Origin of the sequence: Pedobacter nutrimenti (assembly GCF_032678445.1) — a bacterium.
GTDB classification, from domain to species: Bacteria; Bacteroidota; Bacteroidia; order Sphingobacteriales; family Sphingobacteriaceae; genus Pedobacter; species Pedobacter nutrimenti_A.
On sequence record NZ_JAVTSQ010000004.1, the window covers coordinates 84,765 to 100,663 of the forward strand.

10 protein-coding genes are annotated in these 15,899 nt (G+C 43.1%); 4 read left to right on the forward strand and 6 right to left on the reverse strand.

Features of this window, described 5'->3' with window-relative positions:
- Positions 1–10: 10 nt before the first annotated feature.
- Positions 11–1,705 (reverse strand): M1 family metallopeptidase, encoded by a 1,695-nt coding sequence (locus R2S08_RS07925; RefSeq protein WP_316834656.1) that lies wholly within the window; start codon positions 1,703–1,705, stop codon positions 11–13.
- A gap of 278 nt (positions 1,706–1,983) precedes the next feature.
- Here R2S08_RS07925 and R2S08_RS07930 point away from each other — a divergent pair, with 278 nt between their 5' ends.
- Positions 1,984–4,710 (forward strand): DUF5695 domain-containing protein, encoded by a 2,727-nt coding sequence (locus R2S08_RS07930; protein WP_316834657.1) that lies wholly within the window; start codon positions 1,984–1,986, stop codon positions 4,708–4,710.
- Positions 4,711–4,932: 222 nt separating this feature from the next.
- Here R2S08_RS07930 and R2S08_RS07935 read toward each other — a convergent pair whose 3' ends face one another.
- Positions 4,933–5,790 carry an RNA polymerase sigma factor RpoD/SigA gene (locus R2S08_RS07935; protein ID WP_316834658.1) on the reverse strand — a complete coding sequence of 286 codons (858 nt, stop codon included), beginning with the start codon at positions 5,788–5,790 and terminating at the stop codon, positions 4,933–4,935.
- A gap of 40 nt (positions 5,791–5,830) precedes the next feature.
- Positions 5,831–6,214, reverse strand: a complete 384-nt coding sequence (locus R2S08_RS07940) for a helix-turn-helix domain-containing protein (RefSeq protein ID WP_316834659.1) — start codon at positions 6,212–6,214, stop codon at positions 5,831–5,833.
- Positions 6,215–6,529: 315 nt separating this feature from the next.
- Here R2S08_RS07940 and R2S08_RS07945 point away from each other — a divergent pair, with 315 nt between their 5' ends.
- Positions 6,530–7,699, forward strand: a complete 1,170-nt coding sequence (locus tag R2S08_RS07945; RefSeq protein WP_316834660.1) for a FecR family protein — start codon at positions 6,530–6,532, stop codon at positions 7,697–7,699.
- A gap of 7 nt (positions 7,700–7,706) precedes the next feature.
- Here the strand turns inward: R2S08_RS07945 and R2S08_RS07950 are convergent, their stop codons facing one another.
- Positions 7,707–8,552, reverse strand: coding sequence for an AraC family transcriptional regulator (locus R2S08_RS07950; RefSeq protein WP_316834661.1), 846 nt, complete (start codon positions 8,550–8,552; stop codon positions 7,707–7,709).
- A gap of 213 nt (positions 8,553–8,765) precedes the next feature.
- Between R2S08_RS07950 and R2S08_RS07955 the strand changes: the two genes are divergently transcribed.
- Together R2S08_RS07955 and R2S08_RS07960 are read left to right on the forward strand one after the other, a co-directional pair.
- Positions 8,766–10,445 (forward strand): GMC family oxidoreductase, encoded by a 1,680-nt coding sequence (locus R2S08_RS07955; protein ID WP_316834955.1) that lies wholly within the window; start codon positions 8,766–8,768, stop codon positions 10,443–10,445.
- Between the two features lie 4 nt (positions 10,446–10,449).
- The gene (locus R2S08_RS07960) at positions 10,450–11,058 is read left to right on the forward strand and encodes a gluconate 2-dehydrogenase subunit 3 family protein (protein WP_316834662.1); all 609 of its coding nucleotides are present in this window, start codon (positions 10,450–10,452) and stop codon (positions 11,056–11,058) included.
- 183 nt (positions 11,059–11,241) lie between these two features.
- On the opposite strand, the gene R2S08_RS07965 is transcribed toward R2S08_RS07960, so the two are convergent.
- A complete protein-coding gene (locus R2S08_RS07965) occupies positions 11,242–12,843 on the reverse strand; it encodes a RagB/SusD family nutrient uptake outer membrane protein (protein WP_316834663.1) in 1,602 nt (533 codons plus the stop codon).
- 18 nt (positions 12,844–12,861) lie between these two features.
- The gene (locus R2S08_RS07970) at positions 12,862–15,840 is read right to left on the reverse strand and encodes a SusC/RagA family TonB-linked outer membrane protein (protein ID WP_316834664.1); all 2,979 of its coding nucleotides are present in this window, start codon (positions 15,838–15,840) and stop codon (positions 12,862–12,864) included.
- Positions 15,841–15,899 lie beyond the last annotated feature (59 nt).

Genomic DNA, 15,899 nt, shown 5'->3' on the forward strand with positions numbered 1-15,899 from the left:
ACCGATAAGATCAGATCTGTTCCGTTATAACGCTGACATAATAGGCCTTTTCAATGTTTCCTTTTTCAAATAAGGAGGCCTCGCCAGCTTTTAAAGTTCGGGTCTGAAATTGTTCTGATGGAAAGAGCTTTACACGAAGCTCTTTCTGTTTTAAAACCAGGGGAAGGTTAAAACCTTTTACACAGTCACGCCAGCGATAAGCCACTTCATTTTTTGCCAGGTTGAAACGGAGTTCCAGTTCCGGGATTTGTGTGGTCCTTAAATATTGATCGTAAACCTTACTGTAATCGTAACCTGCCTGTTTAGACAAATAGTTCTCTATTTCTTTAGAGGTAACGGTTTGATGATAGAAGGTTTTATTTAGGCCTCGGATCATATTGCGGAACAGCAGGTCATTGTCTATACTATGGCGAATGGTATGGATCATATTTGCCCCCTTAGGGTACATATCCCCGCTGCCCTGTGCGTTGACGTTATACGCCGGAATAATGGGCTGATCGTTGCGGATGCCCTTTCTGATGCCATAGTTGTAGGCATTTCCAGCTTCTTTTCCAAAACGATATTCAGTGTACAGGGTTTCACTATAATTGGTAAAGCCTTCATGTACCCACATGTCTGCAAGGTCTTTTGTGGTGATGTTGTTACCGAACCACTCATGTCCGCTTTCATGCACAATAATGAAATCCCATTTCATACCCCAGCCTGTTCCTGAGGCATCCCTTCCGCCATATCCGGGTTGGTATTTATTGCCATAAGCCACCGCGCTTTGATGTTCCATGCCCGAATGTGGAGCATCAATAAGTTTGTAACCATCTTCGTAAAAAGGGTAGGGACCCATCCAGTATTCAAAACTCTTAAGCATATATTTTACCTCTGCAGGCATATAGGATCTGGCTTTTTGCAAGTTATAATCCAGCACCCAGTAACTCAAGTCCAGCTTTCCTTTTGCTCCGGGATAGACCTCCGTAAAGTTGACATATTTTCCGATATAGGGAATCAGGCAATAATTATTGATCGGATTAACCACTACCCATTTATAACTGGTTGTGCCATTGCCGTTGTTCTTTTTAGAAGCCAGCCGGCCATTGGCTACGGCAGTTAGACTGTCTGGAACGGTCATAGTTAAAGAAGCGCCTTTATCGGGCTCGTCACTTTGATGATCTTTGCATGGATACCAGATGGAAGCTCCTGCAGCACCCTGGCAGGCCACAGTCATCCAGGGACGGCCCTGTGCGTCTTTAGTAAAGATCCATCCACCATCCCAGGGCGCACGAATGGCTTCATGTACTTTACCATGATAGAAGATCTCAATTTTTTGAATACTGGCCTTTTTCTGATCAGGTAGGTCAAGCAGCCAGGCATTACCATCTTGGGTAAAGTTGATTTTTTTTGATCCGTTTAATAAAATGCTGTCTATGGAAAGCGGGGCTTTCAGGTCAATTTGCATGCGTTTATGGCCTGGATTTGCAGTGACAAGATAAGTGATGCTGTTCTTTCCTTCAATGGTTTTGGCTGTATAATCCGGCTTAACACTGATGTCGTAACGCTGGACATCCCACCAGGACCGTTCAGGTGTCAGGCTCCCCCGGAGGGTATCGGCATGACTATAGGTTTTTGTTGTTGTATGTTGTGCTTTTACCTCATGGCAGAGTATAAGCAGGGTGAAGCTTGTCACAGCGGTTTTGAACAGGAAAGGTATCTTCATTTTATCAAATCAAATTGGTCTAAACAAATAAGGCATCTGATCAAACATCGGCATTCCTGTTTAAATTCTCTGACTCTGAATTGATCCAAACTTTACCAAAATTAACTCTCTTTTTGTTTTTTAGATTGAAATAGGCTTAATTATTGGCCAGATGTAGGGAGCCTTTGTCGTTATGTGCTAAAAATAGGCTATAATCAGACAATTTATGGTGAAATATTGGTGGGGCAGGCACTTAATTTTAGGTTTTGATTTGCTTGTTTCACCCAAACCCCAAAATTATGCCCATTAATCCTAAAATAATTGTATTCGTATTGCTGCAAGGCGCTCTGTGTTTCTCCGGGAAAGCCCAGGACCGATGGAAGGAAATTGCGGCAAGGCCGACTACCCTGGATCTGAAACCGGGAATAATAGATCTTAAAGCAGGCCCTTTCCGGCTTAAACTTGTTAAATCTTCACAAACTGCTGCAGGACTGCAGCCTGAAGGTGAGGCCGACTTTGATTATACACCTGCAGACTGGCTGGAAAAAAGGGGGAAGGATGGGTTTTATCATCTTGGAGACCTCAATTTGCAATTGAGAACAGATCCTTCTCTTTCCTGGCAAAAGTTTTCCACGGCAAGCCAGCGTCATGAAATCAAGACTTTAACTGCCCTGGGAGACACCCTTGCTGCCGCAGATCTTTCAGCCACTTTAGCTCAAAATCTTCCCTTAAATGTGAGGCGCTACTGGATAAAGGATCAGAACAGCCTGATCTTGCTGTTCAGGATCAGCAATACCAGCGCAAGCCCTGTTGAGTTGGGTGCATTGGGTATCCCGATGGTATTTAATAATATTCTGGAAGGGAAATCACTGGAAGAAACCCATGCGGGCAATGTATTTTATGATCCCTATATTGGCCGGGACGCGGGATATGTGCAGGTTACTCGTTTAACCGGGAAAGGTCCGGCTATGTTGGTGCTTCCTTATGGAAAGACACCACTGGAAGCTTATAGTCCTTTGTTGGATGATCCCACCCCCAGAGGAATTGCTTTTGAGGGGTTCCATGAATGGATGGTTTACAGTAAAGCAAGGACAGAGCAGGATTGGAAAGGGGCAGAACAGTGGAACGAAGCTCGTTCTGTTGTGCTAAAAGCTGGAGAAACCAGGGTTTATGGACTTAAATTTGTACTCGCAGATTCTATTGGAGGAATTGAAGCAAAGCTCATACAAGAGCGCAGACCTGTTGCCATTGGTGTACCAGGTTATATCCTGCCAATGGATGTCAATGCAAAATTGTTTCTTAAATACCCTGCTCAGATCAAAGCGATTAAAGTGGCGCCGGAAGGGGCACTTCAGTGGCAGCGGAAAGGTATTTCTGTTGAAGGGTGGACTACTTATGAGGTGAAGGGAAAAAAATGGGGCAATGCCCGTTTAACTTTGACTTATCAGGATGGATTGGAACAGACCATTAGTTATAAAGTGATCAAACCAGAAACGGAGGTGATTGCAGATTATGGGCATTTTTTAACCCGGGAACAATGGTTTGATGAACCTCATGACCTGTTTAAGCGAAGCCCTTCTGTGATCAGTTATGATTATGAAAAGAAGGAGCAGGTAAAACAGGAAGGCCGGGTCTGGATTTCCGGGCTGAGCGATGAAGGCGGTGCCGGTGGCTGGTTGGGCGCCATGATGAAACAACTGGTGCAGCCTGATGCCCTTGAAATCCGTAAACTGCAGCGGTTTGCAGACAGTACCCTTTGGGGCGGGTTGCAGGTTAAAGATGGTCCGGAGAAATATGGCGTAAAGAAGAGTCTGTTTTATTACCAGCCGGATTCGGTTCCTGCAGGGACTTACAGCCCGGACATCAATTATAAAACCTGGGCGGCCTGGAACCATAAGGCGGCTAACGATGTAGGCCGGTCTTATAATTATCCGCATGTAGCGGCAGCAGACTGGGTTTTGTACCGTTTGGCGAGAAACCATCAGGGATTAGTGACCGGAAAGGATTGGAGATGGTATCTGGACCTGGCTTTTCATACGTCGATGGCCATGGTGTCACTTGCGCCAACTTATGCTGAGTTTGGTCAAATGGAGGGGACAGTGTTTTTGCTGATTTTGAAGGATCTGAAAGATGAAGGCCTTGTTCAACAGGCCAACCTTTTGGAAAAGGCGATGCGGGCACGTGCGGATCACTGGCGGTCTTTAAAGTATCCTTTTGGCAGTGAAATGCCCTGGGATTCTACCGGGCAGGAGGAAGTATATATGTGGTCCGATTATTTTGGGTATACCGATAAAGCGGATGTAACCTTGAACGCGATTCTTGGGTATATGCCTACATTGCCAAGTTGGGGGTATAACGGAAGTGCGAGAAGGTACTGGGATTTTCTGTATGGGGGTAAGTTGTCGAGAATTGAGCGTCAGCTGCATCATTATGGTTCGGGTTTGAATGCGATTCCTGTTCTCAAGGCTTTTAGGTCACATCCAGATGATCTTCATTTGCTGAGGGTTGGTTATGGAGGTTTAATGGGCTCTATTGGAAATATTACTGATGATGGATTTGGCCCGGCGGCTTTCCATTCTTTTCCTTCTACGATGAAGATTGATGGGCTTTCCGGTGATTATGGTTCTGGTTTTTTTGGTTATGCGGTAAATTCCGCGACTTATATCACCGAGGATAAGGAGTTGGGTTGGTTGGCTTTTGGTGGGAATCTGGAGGTGAGAAAGGCGTTGGTTCATGTTGAAGTGACTACGGCATCTAAATCCAGGGTGTATATTGCTCCGATAGGCTTGTGGTTGGTTTTGGATGCGGGCACTTTTAAGAGTGTTAGTTATGATGTGCAAAGTAAGGCTGTGGAGGTGGAGCTCTATCCAGCGGATGAATATACAGATCATGCATATTTAGGTATTGAGCAATCAGTTGCTTCTTCTGTTGTTTATGGTTTGCTGGGTAGTTTTGAAACGGAGAGAAATAAGTTTAAGATTCCGTTGAAAAATGGGGTTTTAAAGCTTAAGATTGGACCACGTTAAGTCATGGTTGCTTGCAGAGATAATTTATGGAGGTGAATTGTGTCGGAAAATTCTGTACAACTGCTTCAAGGCTGACGATATCAGGCGGCTGAAGAAGCCGCAGATCTCTGAGGCCTTTCCGCAGTGTACGAGAATTTTCCGTAGCAAATTGCAGAGAGGAGAGCGACGGGTTTTCGTAATTTTATTCTTTTAGCACTTTTCGACTAAAGAGTGATCAACTTTTTATAGGTAGCCTTTCAAGTCTGTTTTTGCGTATTCTTTCAAGATTTTTATGGATCTGGCTTGTATTTTTTGTACGGTTACCGGACTTATTTTCATCTGTGTTGCGATGTCCTTTATTGTCATTGGATAAGCGACATCTAGCCCGTAATGCAAACGGAGGATTTGTTGTTCGCGTTTTCTGAGTTTACTGAGGAGCCTGTTGAGGTCTGATTTGAGGGAGTGGGTATGGAATTCCTGATCTGGTGCTTCTGCCTGGATATTTGGGATCTGATCCAGGAGTATATTACTGTTCTGGTCTTGGGAGGAGGGTTTGTAGAGGGATATGGGATGCGATACGGTGCTTAGGCATTCCAGGATATGTTTTTCGTTCAGTTGTGTGAGGTCTGAGATTTCTTTGAGGTTTGGGGGACGTTCGAGTTGTTGTTCCAGTTTTTGTGATGCTTGTGCAATTTTGGCGTAGCCGGTTATGATGTTTCCTGGGAGGCGGACTAAACGCCTTATTTTTGTAAGGCTGTGGGTGATGCTTTGCCGGATTTCCCAAACGGCGAAGGAAATGAATTTAAAACCTTTGGTTTCATCGTATTTGGAGGCCGCTTTAATCAGTCCTATGTTCCCGTCATTGATCAGGTCACCTAGGGCTACGCCGTAGTCCTGGTATTTTTTTGCAACGGTGATCACAAAGCGGAGGTTGCAGCGAATGAGTTTTTCCCTGGCGTTTGCATCGCCTTCGCGTGCTTTTTTGCCTAGTATAGTTTCTTCCTCCAGACTAAGTGCTGGGTAACGAGAGATCTCAGCGAAGTATCGGTCCAGCGTATAGGTTTTGCTGGTGAGCAATTGGGTGATTTTTATCTCCTTCATACCTCAAACCTATGGGGTTCAAGGTTAATAAAGTGGAATTTTAACTTCGAATTGTGGTGTTTTGGTGATTTTTTCTGAAAACCTTAGGTGTGACGCCTTCCAGCTTCCGAAAACACTTCCCGAAATAGGATGGATCGCAAATGCCGAGTTCGAAGGCAATTTGTTTGGAAGACAGAGTGGTGGTGGAAAGTAATAATTTGGCTTCATTATGGATGCAATCCTGGAGCATTTCGTATACGGTTTTATCAAGATAAAATTTTGTAATCCGATTGAGTCGTGTTAGTGTGAGATGGAGTGATGCGGCATAGTATTCATGATCGTGGTTCTGTCTGAAATGGCTTTTAATAAGCTGCTCGAGTTTTTTTACGAGCTCCAGATCAGGAGGAATATAGCTGCTGGAGTTTGGGTTTAGGTAGTCTGACATTTTTCTGAATGGTTTAGTTTTATTTTATTCAAAAATAAAGTTCTAAAAGCGTTAAAAATTGGACTCTGTGAACGATTCGTTGGACTCTGTAAACACTTTCGGTCAGTTTCATGATTTCATCCGTATCTGAAGTACCAGTAATTGATGTTATAATTCCATTATTTTTTGTTTTTATGGAATAAGTTTGGGTTTCAATTTTTTGATTCATTTATTGTATCGTACGCTTTCTTATTAACGCTTATTCTCCTTTCGAAAATTGAAATTCTTGTTTTTTATACGGGTTGATATTTATTTAAGAAATATAATAGTTGAGTTATGGACAATCAACAAATACAAGACTTAATGGAAAGGTTTCAAACAGGGAAATGTACCCGCTCAGAACTTGTACAGGTGCGATATCTGGTGCATGAATTTCGGGAAAATGAACCTTCTGGCTTGTCAGAACTTGAACTGGAGAGTATAAGAGAGGAGATGCAGACGGCTATTGATCGTGAGCTTGCTTTTGTGGTGCTGAAGCCAAAGCGATTATTGCGCCTGAATGTGCGCTGGGCAGTTTTGGCTGCAGCTGGTGTTGCTTTTATGGTCTTGTTTGTTTATTTCTTTAAAGATCCATTGCATTATAAGCGGTTTGCAAATGATATAGGGCCGGGTTCGAACAAGGCATTTTTGGTTTTGAACGGTGGAGAACGCATCCGTTTGGAAGGTGCAAATATTGGTTTGTTAGCAATGGAGGCTGATACCAGAGTGGTTAAAACCGGGGACGGGAAGATTGTATATACGGATCATCCCGGTGGAGCGAGTATTGCTGAAATGAACAGAATTGAAACACCTCGTGGTGGAAATTATAAAATCTCATTGCCGGATGGCACGATGATATGGCTAAACGCTGCTTCAACTTTAACATATCCTATTTCTTTTAACGGGCGTGGAGAACGTAGGGTTAAGTTGAGCGGCGAAGCCTATTTCGAAGTTTCTAAGGATAGATCCAAACCTTTTTTAGTGGAGAGCAATGGGCAGGTGGTTGAGGTTTTGGGGACGCATTTTGATGTGCGTTGTTATGCTGATGATAACGAGACCAGGACCGCTTTACTGGAAGGAAGTGTAAGGCTGATTACTCCGCCAGTCGGACCGCCCTCCTTAAATACGGTTGGGAAGAGTGTTGCTCAGCGTAGTGTGGTGTTGAAACCGGGAGACATGGCCTTAAATTTGGGGGCTAAGATTGGGGTAAGGCAGGCGGATGTGGTGAGTGCGGTGGCCTGGAAGGATGGAGAGTTTTCTTTTAGAAATGAGTCTATGGAAAATATAATGAAGCAGATTTCCAGGTGGTATGATGTGGAGGTTGTTTTTGAGAATAATAATACTGCACATTTAAGTTTTGGTGGTTCTATTTCTAAATATGAGGATTTATCTAGCGTATTACATATGCTGGAATTGACGGGTGATGTAAAATTTAAGCTCGAGGGCAGGGAAGTGACAGTTTTGTAGGGATTGATTACTTGATATGTTGTTTTCTATATTGTGTGGGAGGAATTTTGGTTACCGCTTTAAATTGTTTAGTGAAATGTGCCGAGCTGTTATAACCGCTATCATAACAAATATCCAGAACTGGCCGGCTGGTTTCTCTCAGAAGTTTACAAGCATGGCCAATCCTGATTTCCCTGATAAAATCAAAATAGCTTTTTTTAATATTTCTTTTAAAAAACCGGCAGAAGGAGGGAATTGACATACTGGTAATTTCTGCAACTTCTTTAAGAGAAATAGGTTTCAGGAAATTTTTGAAAGAATAGTCTATTATTTTTTCAATGACAGAATTTTCTTCACCACTGGTGATGGTATGAAAGGCCGTGGTAATTACTTTTTGCACAGAGGAAACGCTGATTTTTTGCATGCAGTTTAATAGCAGATGAATACGTTCCATTCCTTCAGCATATTCCAGCTGTTTAATGCATAAAGCGATATCACTTGTGCAGTTGCCCAGTAATTGGATACCCATATTTTTATTGTCTAATTGCCTGGATACATTTTTCATTTCAGGCAAGGATAAAAATGCCTCTCCCCAAAAGTCTCTTAAAAAATGAATGACTATTGCACTTCCAATTGTTGTTTGCTGTGATTTTCTAAACCAGTGCGGAACATTAGGGCTCAGGAAAAAGACATCGCCGGGTTTGTACTCTCCAATGTAATCACCAATCAAAGCTGTCCCGTTTCCTTCGGTAATCAGAATTAATTCACATTCGGGATGCTTGTGCCAGGCGGTTTCAAAATCAGGCGTTTTGTAGGTCCGGCAGGCGAAAGAATGGTGCTCTTCTACGTGAATTTTCTGAATGAGTGTTTTCATGTGAATTGATGCCTGTTGTTTTTAACTGCTATATTAACCTAATATAGGATACTTTATTCTGAAAGTTGATCAGATAGCATATTTTTTTTAGTAAATAACAGTTGCGCGGCGCTTACATATTCCTGTAAATTTAAAATGAATGACCCTGGTTGTTTTGGAGCAGCTGGGATAAAACCAAATATATCTTATGCATGAAATTTCAACATACTGCTGATTATGGAAAATACATACGATGCAATTGTAGTTGGTTCCGGGATCAGCGGGGGCTGGGCCGCAAAGGAACTTTGTGAAAAAGGCTTAAAAGTCCTGATGTTAGAGAGGGGTGGCCCTTACGATCATATTAAAGATTATAAAACTGCTCAGAAAAATCCATGGGAGTTTGAACACCGCGGAAGTACGACCGCTGAACAAAGAAAGAAGTATCCTGTTATCCATCGTGGATGGGCAGCTTCAGAAGCCGTTATGGATGCCTGGGCAAATGAAGAAGATTGTCCCTATACAGAAATAAAACCCTTTACCTGGTGGCGCAGTTATCGAATGGGTGGACGCTCTATTTTATGGGGACGACAATCTTATCGCTGGAGTCAAATGGATTTTGAGGCGAATGAGAAGGAAGGTATAGCAACCCCATGGCCAATTGGCTATGCTGATCTGGCTCCATGGTATGACCATGTAGAGAAATTTGCAGGAATCAGCGGTTCACACGAAAACCTTGCCCATTTGCCAGATGGACATTTTTTGCCACCTATGGAGCTGAATTGTGTGGAGAAAGACATGGCAGCAAGAATCAAAAAGCATTATAAGGAAAAAAGGCATTTGATTATTGGCCGGACTGCAAATCTTACTGCCGAGATTCCCGGAAGAACAAAGTGTCAGTTCAGAAACAGATGTTGGGAAGGATGTCCTTTTGGTGGATATTTCAGTACACAGTCTTCTACTTTACCGGCTGCAATGAAAACAGGAAACCTGACGGTGAGGCCTTATTCCTTAGTGAAGCAGGTTTTGTATGACAAGGATACTAAAAAAGCGCGGGGTGTTGAGATTCTGGATACTGAAAACAATCAAACTTATGAGTTTAAAAGTAAAATTGTCTTTTTATGCGCTTCAACTCTAAACACGGCATGGATCTTATTTAATTCGGCAACTGATGTGTGGCCAGGTGGATTGGGAAGCAGCAGTGGTGAATTGGGACATAATGTAATGGATCATCATTATAATATAGGTGCGTCGGGTACTGTTGAAGGTTATGAAGATCAATATGTATTTGGACGGAGAGCGAACGGTTTTTACATTCCAAGATTTGCCAATTTAGGTGGTGATAAAAGAGATTATCTACGTGGTTTTGGTTACCAGGGGGGAGCAAGCAGAGAGGGATGGAGCAGAGAGATTGCGGAGTTAAATATTGGCGGAGATTTTAAAGATGCTTTGACAGAACCAGGCCAATGGACAATTGGAGCAACTGCATTTGGTGAAATTCTTCCTTATCATGAGAATAAAGTTTCGCTGGATCCTCATAAGAAAGACAAATGGGGCTTGCCTGTTTTGGCTATGGACGCAGAATTAAAAGAGAATGAATTCAAAATGCGTAAAGATATGCAGGAAGAAATGCGGGCGATGTTTGATGCTATAGGTGTAAAAAATATTCATACCTGGGATGGCGGCCATGCTTTAGGACACGGTATTCATGAGATGGGCACGGCAAGAATGGGCATGGATCCAAAAACATCTGTTTTGAATAAATGGAACCAGGTATGGGATTGTATGAATGTATTTGTTACTGATGGTGCCTGTATGACTTCATCTGCCTGCCAAAATCCCTCGCTAACTTATATGGCGCTAACAGCAAGAGCTGTAGATTATGCCGTGAGTGAGTTGAAGAAAAATAATATCTAGCCTTATGGAAAGAAGAGAACTTTTAAAAATGATTGCGCTGCTTACCGGGGGCGTGATGATCGGAGGTAATGCTTTGTTGGTTGGTTGCAGCCCTGGAAAAAAGAAAGCAAAAAATGCAATAGATTTTACTCCCGAAGAGGTAGATTTTTTGAACGAAGTTTCTGAAACCATCCTGCCTGCCACTAAAAGCCCTGGTGCTAAAGCAGCTAAGGTTGGCACTTTTATGACGGTTATGGTGAATGATTGCTATGAAGATAAAGATCAAAAAGCTTTTTATGCTGGCATTAGTCAACTTGATGCAGCCTGTAAAAAAATGCATGGTTCAGTTTTTTTAAAAGTGACCCCGGCACAAAGACTGTCTTTACTGGTAAATCTTGATAAAGAAGCGAAAGAATATCAATCAAAAAAAGGTGGTTTAGAAGAGATAGAGCGTAAAAAGAACAAAGACTTTGCTGGCTTGCCAAATCATTATTTCACTATGATGAAGCAATTGACCATGCTGGGGTATTTCACCTCAGAACCTGGTTGTACACAAGCATTAAGATATATTGCCGTGCCTGGACGCTTCGATGGATCTGTTCCTTATAAGAAGGGCGATAAAGCCTGGGCTTAATTTATGAACCAGTTCTTTGGTGCAGATGGCCACCTTGCTATGTATGCTCCTAAAAAAAAGAAGGAATAAGGGAGAAGGCCTTTTAAGGTTTGCGGGCTTTTTCGGCCCGCCTAAGCTTAAAAGGCCTTCGATCTTATCCTTCTTTTTTATAAGAATAATAGGTTTGACTTCAACGTAATGCCTTTAATAACCTGGATTCTGCTTTAAATTAGGGTTTTTCGCAATTTCATCCTGCGGAATTGGAAATAAACTGCGGGTTGGGGATTTCGGGGAGTGGTTGAACCATTGTTTGGTCTCATATATCCCAAAGCGGATCAGGTCTTGTCGACGATGTGCTTCTGCGGCAAATTCCCATCCCAGTTCATCCAGGAAGCGGCCATACTTAATATCAGTACCACCATTTGAAGCGGATATCGTTCCATCAGGTGCTTGCAATCCGTACTGATAAACACTTCCTTTAAGCAAGTCGGCACCTCTGACCGTCGCTTTGGATGCATTGCTTTTAAAGGCACGCTGTCTTACCTGGGTAACGAGGCTAGCCGCCCCATCAGGATCACCTGTTCTCAACAAGGCTTCTGCTTTCATCATCAGTACATCTCCGTAACGAAGGAAAGGAAAGTCATTGTCCAGGTTGTTGGTGGCTTTTTGTTTGATCACAAATTTTCCAATTCTAAAACCTGCATTGCTTGGCGCAACTATGCCGTCCAGACCACCCATTCCCGGTACTGAGTTGACGTAGGTGATGAGTATCTGTCCGGTCAAAGGATTGGATTGTGGCCCCTGGATCCAGGAGTCTTTCAACCTGCTGTCTTCTGGGTCATAGGTGTTGATAAACTGAGGTACAGCACAATTTCCACCCCAAGGCTGAGCAGTCATCTGGTATACACCCTGGCTTAGAGGGTCCAGTGTTTTCATGTGAATCTGGTTGCCTACGCCATAAATTTCATCATATGGAATGGCAAATATGATTTCTGCAGAGTTTTGGTTGGTATAAGTAAATACATCTGAGTAATTGTTGTCCAGACGGTATTTGCCACTGGCTATGATATCATTGGCTTCTTTGATACATTTGGCATATTCAGCGGTACCCACGTAGACCTCTGAGTTCAGATATATTTTAGCCAGCAAGGCTTTTACACCCCATTTGTTTAACCTGCCATAAGTGGTTTTTGCATCCTCGCTCAGCGAGGGCATAATTTCATTGAGTTCTTTTACTACGAAAGCATACACTTCGGCTCTGGTGTTTTGTTTAGGGAGAGTTTTATCATTGGGATCTACTTTGGTAATGATTGGAACATTTCCATGGTTGTCCAGCAACAGGTAATAGCCAAAGGCTCTGACCGCGCGGAGTTCTGCAACTACCCCTGCTTTGATATCGCCCAGCTGAAGGGTGCCCGCATCAATTTGAGAAAGGATGGTATTGGTTTTGGTGATGGTGGCAAAGGCATTTATCCAGGTGTTGTATGGCTGCCATTCCTGGGTAGTCCAGGTATGCTGGTGCATCCGGCGGTAGGTTCCGGCATCATCCCATCCGTTTGGCCGAACGGGTGTAATGATACAGTCTGCAGCCTCTTCCTGCAGGTCAAAATACCCCTGCCATCCACACATCACCGTTCTGAGAGAGGCATAGGTAGGTGCCAGAATGGTTGGGAGATCTTTTTCAGTTGGGGTGAACTTGGAAGGAAGTACTTCAGAGTAGACTTCTTCATCCAGTTTGGTACAAGAGCTTAGAGTGCCTGCGCATCCAAAAGCTGCAATAAGTATATATAATATTTTTGTTTTCATGATGTTATCAGTTAAAGCTTAAAAGGAGACGTTAAGGCCTGCAGTGAACGTTCTTGTGGTTGGATAAGTATCTCTGTTTTCAATACCAGGAGCAAAGCTGAAATCGCCGGTATAACTTACGGCTTCCGGATCCAGGCCTTTGTATTTGGTAATGGTAAACAGGTTCAATGCAGAAACATATATTCTGAGGTTCCTGATGCCTTTAATCAGTTTATCGGAAAAGGTATAACCTAGGGTGACGTTGTCAATTTTAACATAATCCGATTTTTCAATATAGTCACTTACATAAACAAGGTCGCTGTTCAGCGTTTTTCCGTATTTAGGATCGTAAGCGGTTTTTAAAGCATTGTAAGCTTTGTTTACCGGGTTTTCATAATACATCCGCTGCATGTTCAGTACATCATGGCCAAAAGCGCCTCTAACATTCACTTCGAAATCAAAGTTTTTGATCTTAAAGGTATTGTTCCAGCCCAGCAGGTATTTAGGTATGCCATTTCCATAGTACTGTCGGTCGTCATCGCTGGACTGGGAGATGGGGATGACCTTACCGTCTTTACTTTCTACCAGCCATTTTCCGTTGTCGTCTACACCTACGCTTTTAAGTACGAAAAACTGACCTATCGGGCCACCAACTTTTACACGGTGGGTATAGGTTTGTATCGGTTCACCGGTGTATCCTGCATTGATGAAATCTATAGTGACATCGAATTTATCATTGGATAAATTGACCAGTTTGTTTTTATTGGTGGAATAGGTAATGCTGGAATTCCATTTTAAGAGTTTGGTATCTACTGCCTTTACATTGATCAAGGCTTCAAAGCCTGAGTTTTTCATGGTTCCGGCATTGAGCAGCATGTTCCCGGTTAGGAACGGAGGGGTTGGTACAGCAAAATTGTACAGGAGGTCATCTACCGTCCTGGTGTAATAATCCAACGATCCGGTAATTCTGTTTTTGAATAAACCAAAGTCTATCCCTGCATTATACTCTGTCTTTTTTTCCCAGCGAAGATCGGGATTGAAATTTCTGGCAGGAACAAAACCAGGTACCCATTTGCCATCAATATAGGCGCCTTCTGCATAGTCATATTTATAACTGGTCTGTGAGTTATAAGGATCACTGGCGATCGTTCCGGTTACACCATATCCTGCCCTTAATTTTAAATCGGAAATTTCAGGGACGGCTTTCATAAAATCTTCCTTGCTTACACGCCAACCCACTGAAGCTGCCGGAAATGAACCCCAATGATAATTGGCTCCAAATTTGGAAGAGCCTTCTCTCCTGATGCTGGCCATAAACAGATATTTTTCATTCCAGTTATAGGTTAATCTGCTGAAAAAACCAGCCAGCTGCCATTTATTTTTATTGCTGGTCATATCCGCTTTTCCTTCTTTTAGAGCAGCACCGGTTTGGAGGTTATTGTAACTATAGGCGTCTGTAGGGAAGTCAAAATTATAAGCATAGAAGTTTTCATTAACGGCATCCTGCCAGCTGTATCCTCCAAGAATGCTAAAGTTGTGATGGCCTATGCTTTTGGTGTAATTGGTTGTAAATTCGACCAGATTTTCTGTGGCAGCAGTGGTGGAACGGGAGGCTGTACCATTGAGTTTTGATTTGGTGGTGTTCACGTGCTCAAAGGTGGTACTGCTTCCGTACAGGTTATTGGTTTGAATATTGGAAGCCAGCAATTTGATGCTCAGGTCTTTGATCGGACGGTAATCCAAGCTTCCGCTAATACGGGTTTCCCTGAGTCTGGCGTCGTTGGTGGCTTCATTTATCCTGGATAAAGGGTTGTCATAGAAATAGATATCCCGTTCCTGCCATTTACCTTTGTCATTATAAATATTATCGGTTGGATTGCGGATAATGGCCTGACGATAGGCGTAACCATCTGCTCCACCCTGTGAAGAGGTGATGCTGCGATTGATGACGGTGATATTAGTTTTGAGTTTATCGTCGAACATGGAATGGTTTAACGCTGCGCGTACAGTTAAACGTTTCTGTCCGGTCTTTAGAAATAGACCTTCCCAATCTCTGTAGTTTACCGAACCACTGAAATTGGTGGTAGAATTTCCGCCAAACAGGCTTAGGTTATGGTTCTGGCTTACCGGATTTTGTAAGATTTCGTCCAGCCAGTTGGTATTGCCCCCATAATCAGTGTATTTAACCCCCTGGCTGATCAGCCGGCGATAATCATCGGCGGTGAGCATATCAGGTTTTTTAACGATCTTTTGGATATTCACATAATTGGTGTATTCAATAGTTGATTTGGATCCGGTAGGGTTTTTCCTGGTCGTGATTAAGATGACACCACCAGTTGCCCTGGTTCCATAAATTGCAGCTGCAGAACCGTCTTTTAAAACGTCTATGGCTTCGATGTCTTCTGGTGCAACGGTATTTAGCGAACCAGGAATACCATCAATTAAAATCAGAGGTTCCGAGGTGCCGTTAAGAGAATTCAATCCCCGAAGATTAATCTGCGTACCACCTGTTGGGTCTCCCGAAGGAGTTGTAATCCTTAAACCCGCCACTTTTCCCTGGATCAGCTGGCCTGCATCTCTAACCGTACCTTTGGTAAAGTCTTCTGCCTTGACGGTGGCAATTGAACTGGTCACTTCTCCTCTTTTCTGCGTACCGTAGCCCACCACGACTACTTCGTTCAGACCTTTTGATTCGGGCTGAAGCAGGATATTGATTTCCTGCCGGACATTTACGGGCACTTCCAGTTGCGTATAACCTATATACGTAACAATCAGTGTGGCATCGGTACGACTCACTTTCAGGCTATAGTTTCCATTGTTGTCTGCCAGGGTACCATTGGCAGTGCCTTTTTCTTTAACAGAAACGCCAATCAGTGGCGTGTTATCCATAGCATCCCGTACCTTTCCTTTAATGTTCAGGTTGCTCTGGGCAGCGGAAACCTGGTAAATTAAACAGAGCATCAAAAGAGAAAGGTATCTTTTGATGGTGTCGTTCATGTGGTTTTTGGTTAGTGTCATAGTGTTGTTGTGTTAGGTTGGTTATTGTTTTTCGCAGTATGGCGAAAGGAGAAATTAAA

Coding starts and splice junctions, on each gene's coding strand:
- R2S08_RS07925 (WP_316834656.1), bottom strand. CDS start 1,705: ATGAAGATACCTTTCCTGTTCAAAACCGCTGTGACAAGCTTCACCCTG.
- R2S08_RS07930 (WP_316834657.1), top strand. CDS start 1,984: ATGCCCATTAATCCTAAAATAATTGTATTCGTATTGCTGCAAGGCGCT.
- R2S08_RS07935 (WP_316834658.1), bottom strand. CDS start 5,790: ATGAAGGAGATAAAAATCACCCAATTGCTCACCAGCAAAACCTATACG.
- R2S08_RS07940 (WP_316834659.1), bottom strand. CDS start 6,214: ATGTCAGACTACCTAAACCCAAACTCCAGCAGCTATATTCCTCCTGAT.
- R2S08_RS07945 (WP_316834660.1), top strand. CDS start 6,530: ATGGACAATCAACAAATACAAGACTTAATGGAAAGGTTTCAAACAGGG.
- R2S08_RS07950 (WP_316834661.1), bottom strand. CDS start 8,552: ATGAAAACACTCATTCAGAAAATTCACGTAGAAGAGCACCATTCTTTC.
- R2S08_RS07960 (WP_316834662.1), top strand. CDS start 10,450: ATGGAAAGAAGAGAACTTTTAAAAATGATTGCGCTGCTTACCGGGGGC.
- R2S08_RS07965 (WP_316834663.1), bottom strand. CDS start 12,843: ATGAAAACAAAAATATTATATATACTTATTGCAGCTTTTGGATGCGCA.
- R2S08_RS07970 (WP_316834664.1), bottom strand. CDS start 15,840: ATGACACTAACCAAAAACCACATGAACGACACCATCAAAAGATACCTT.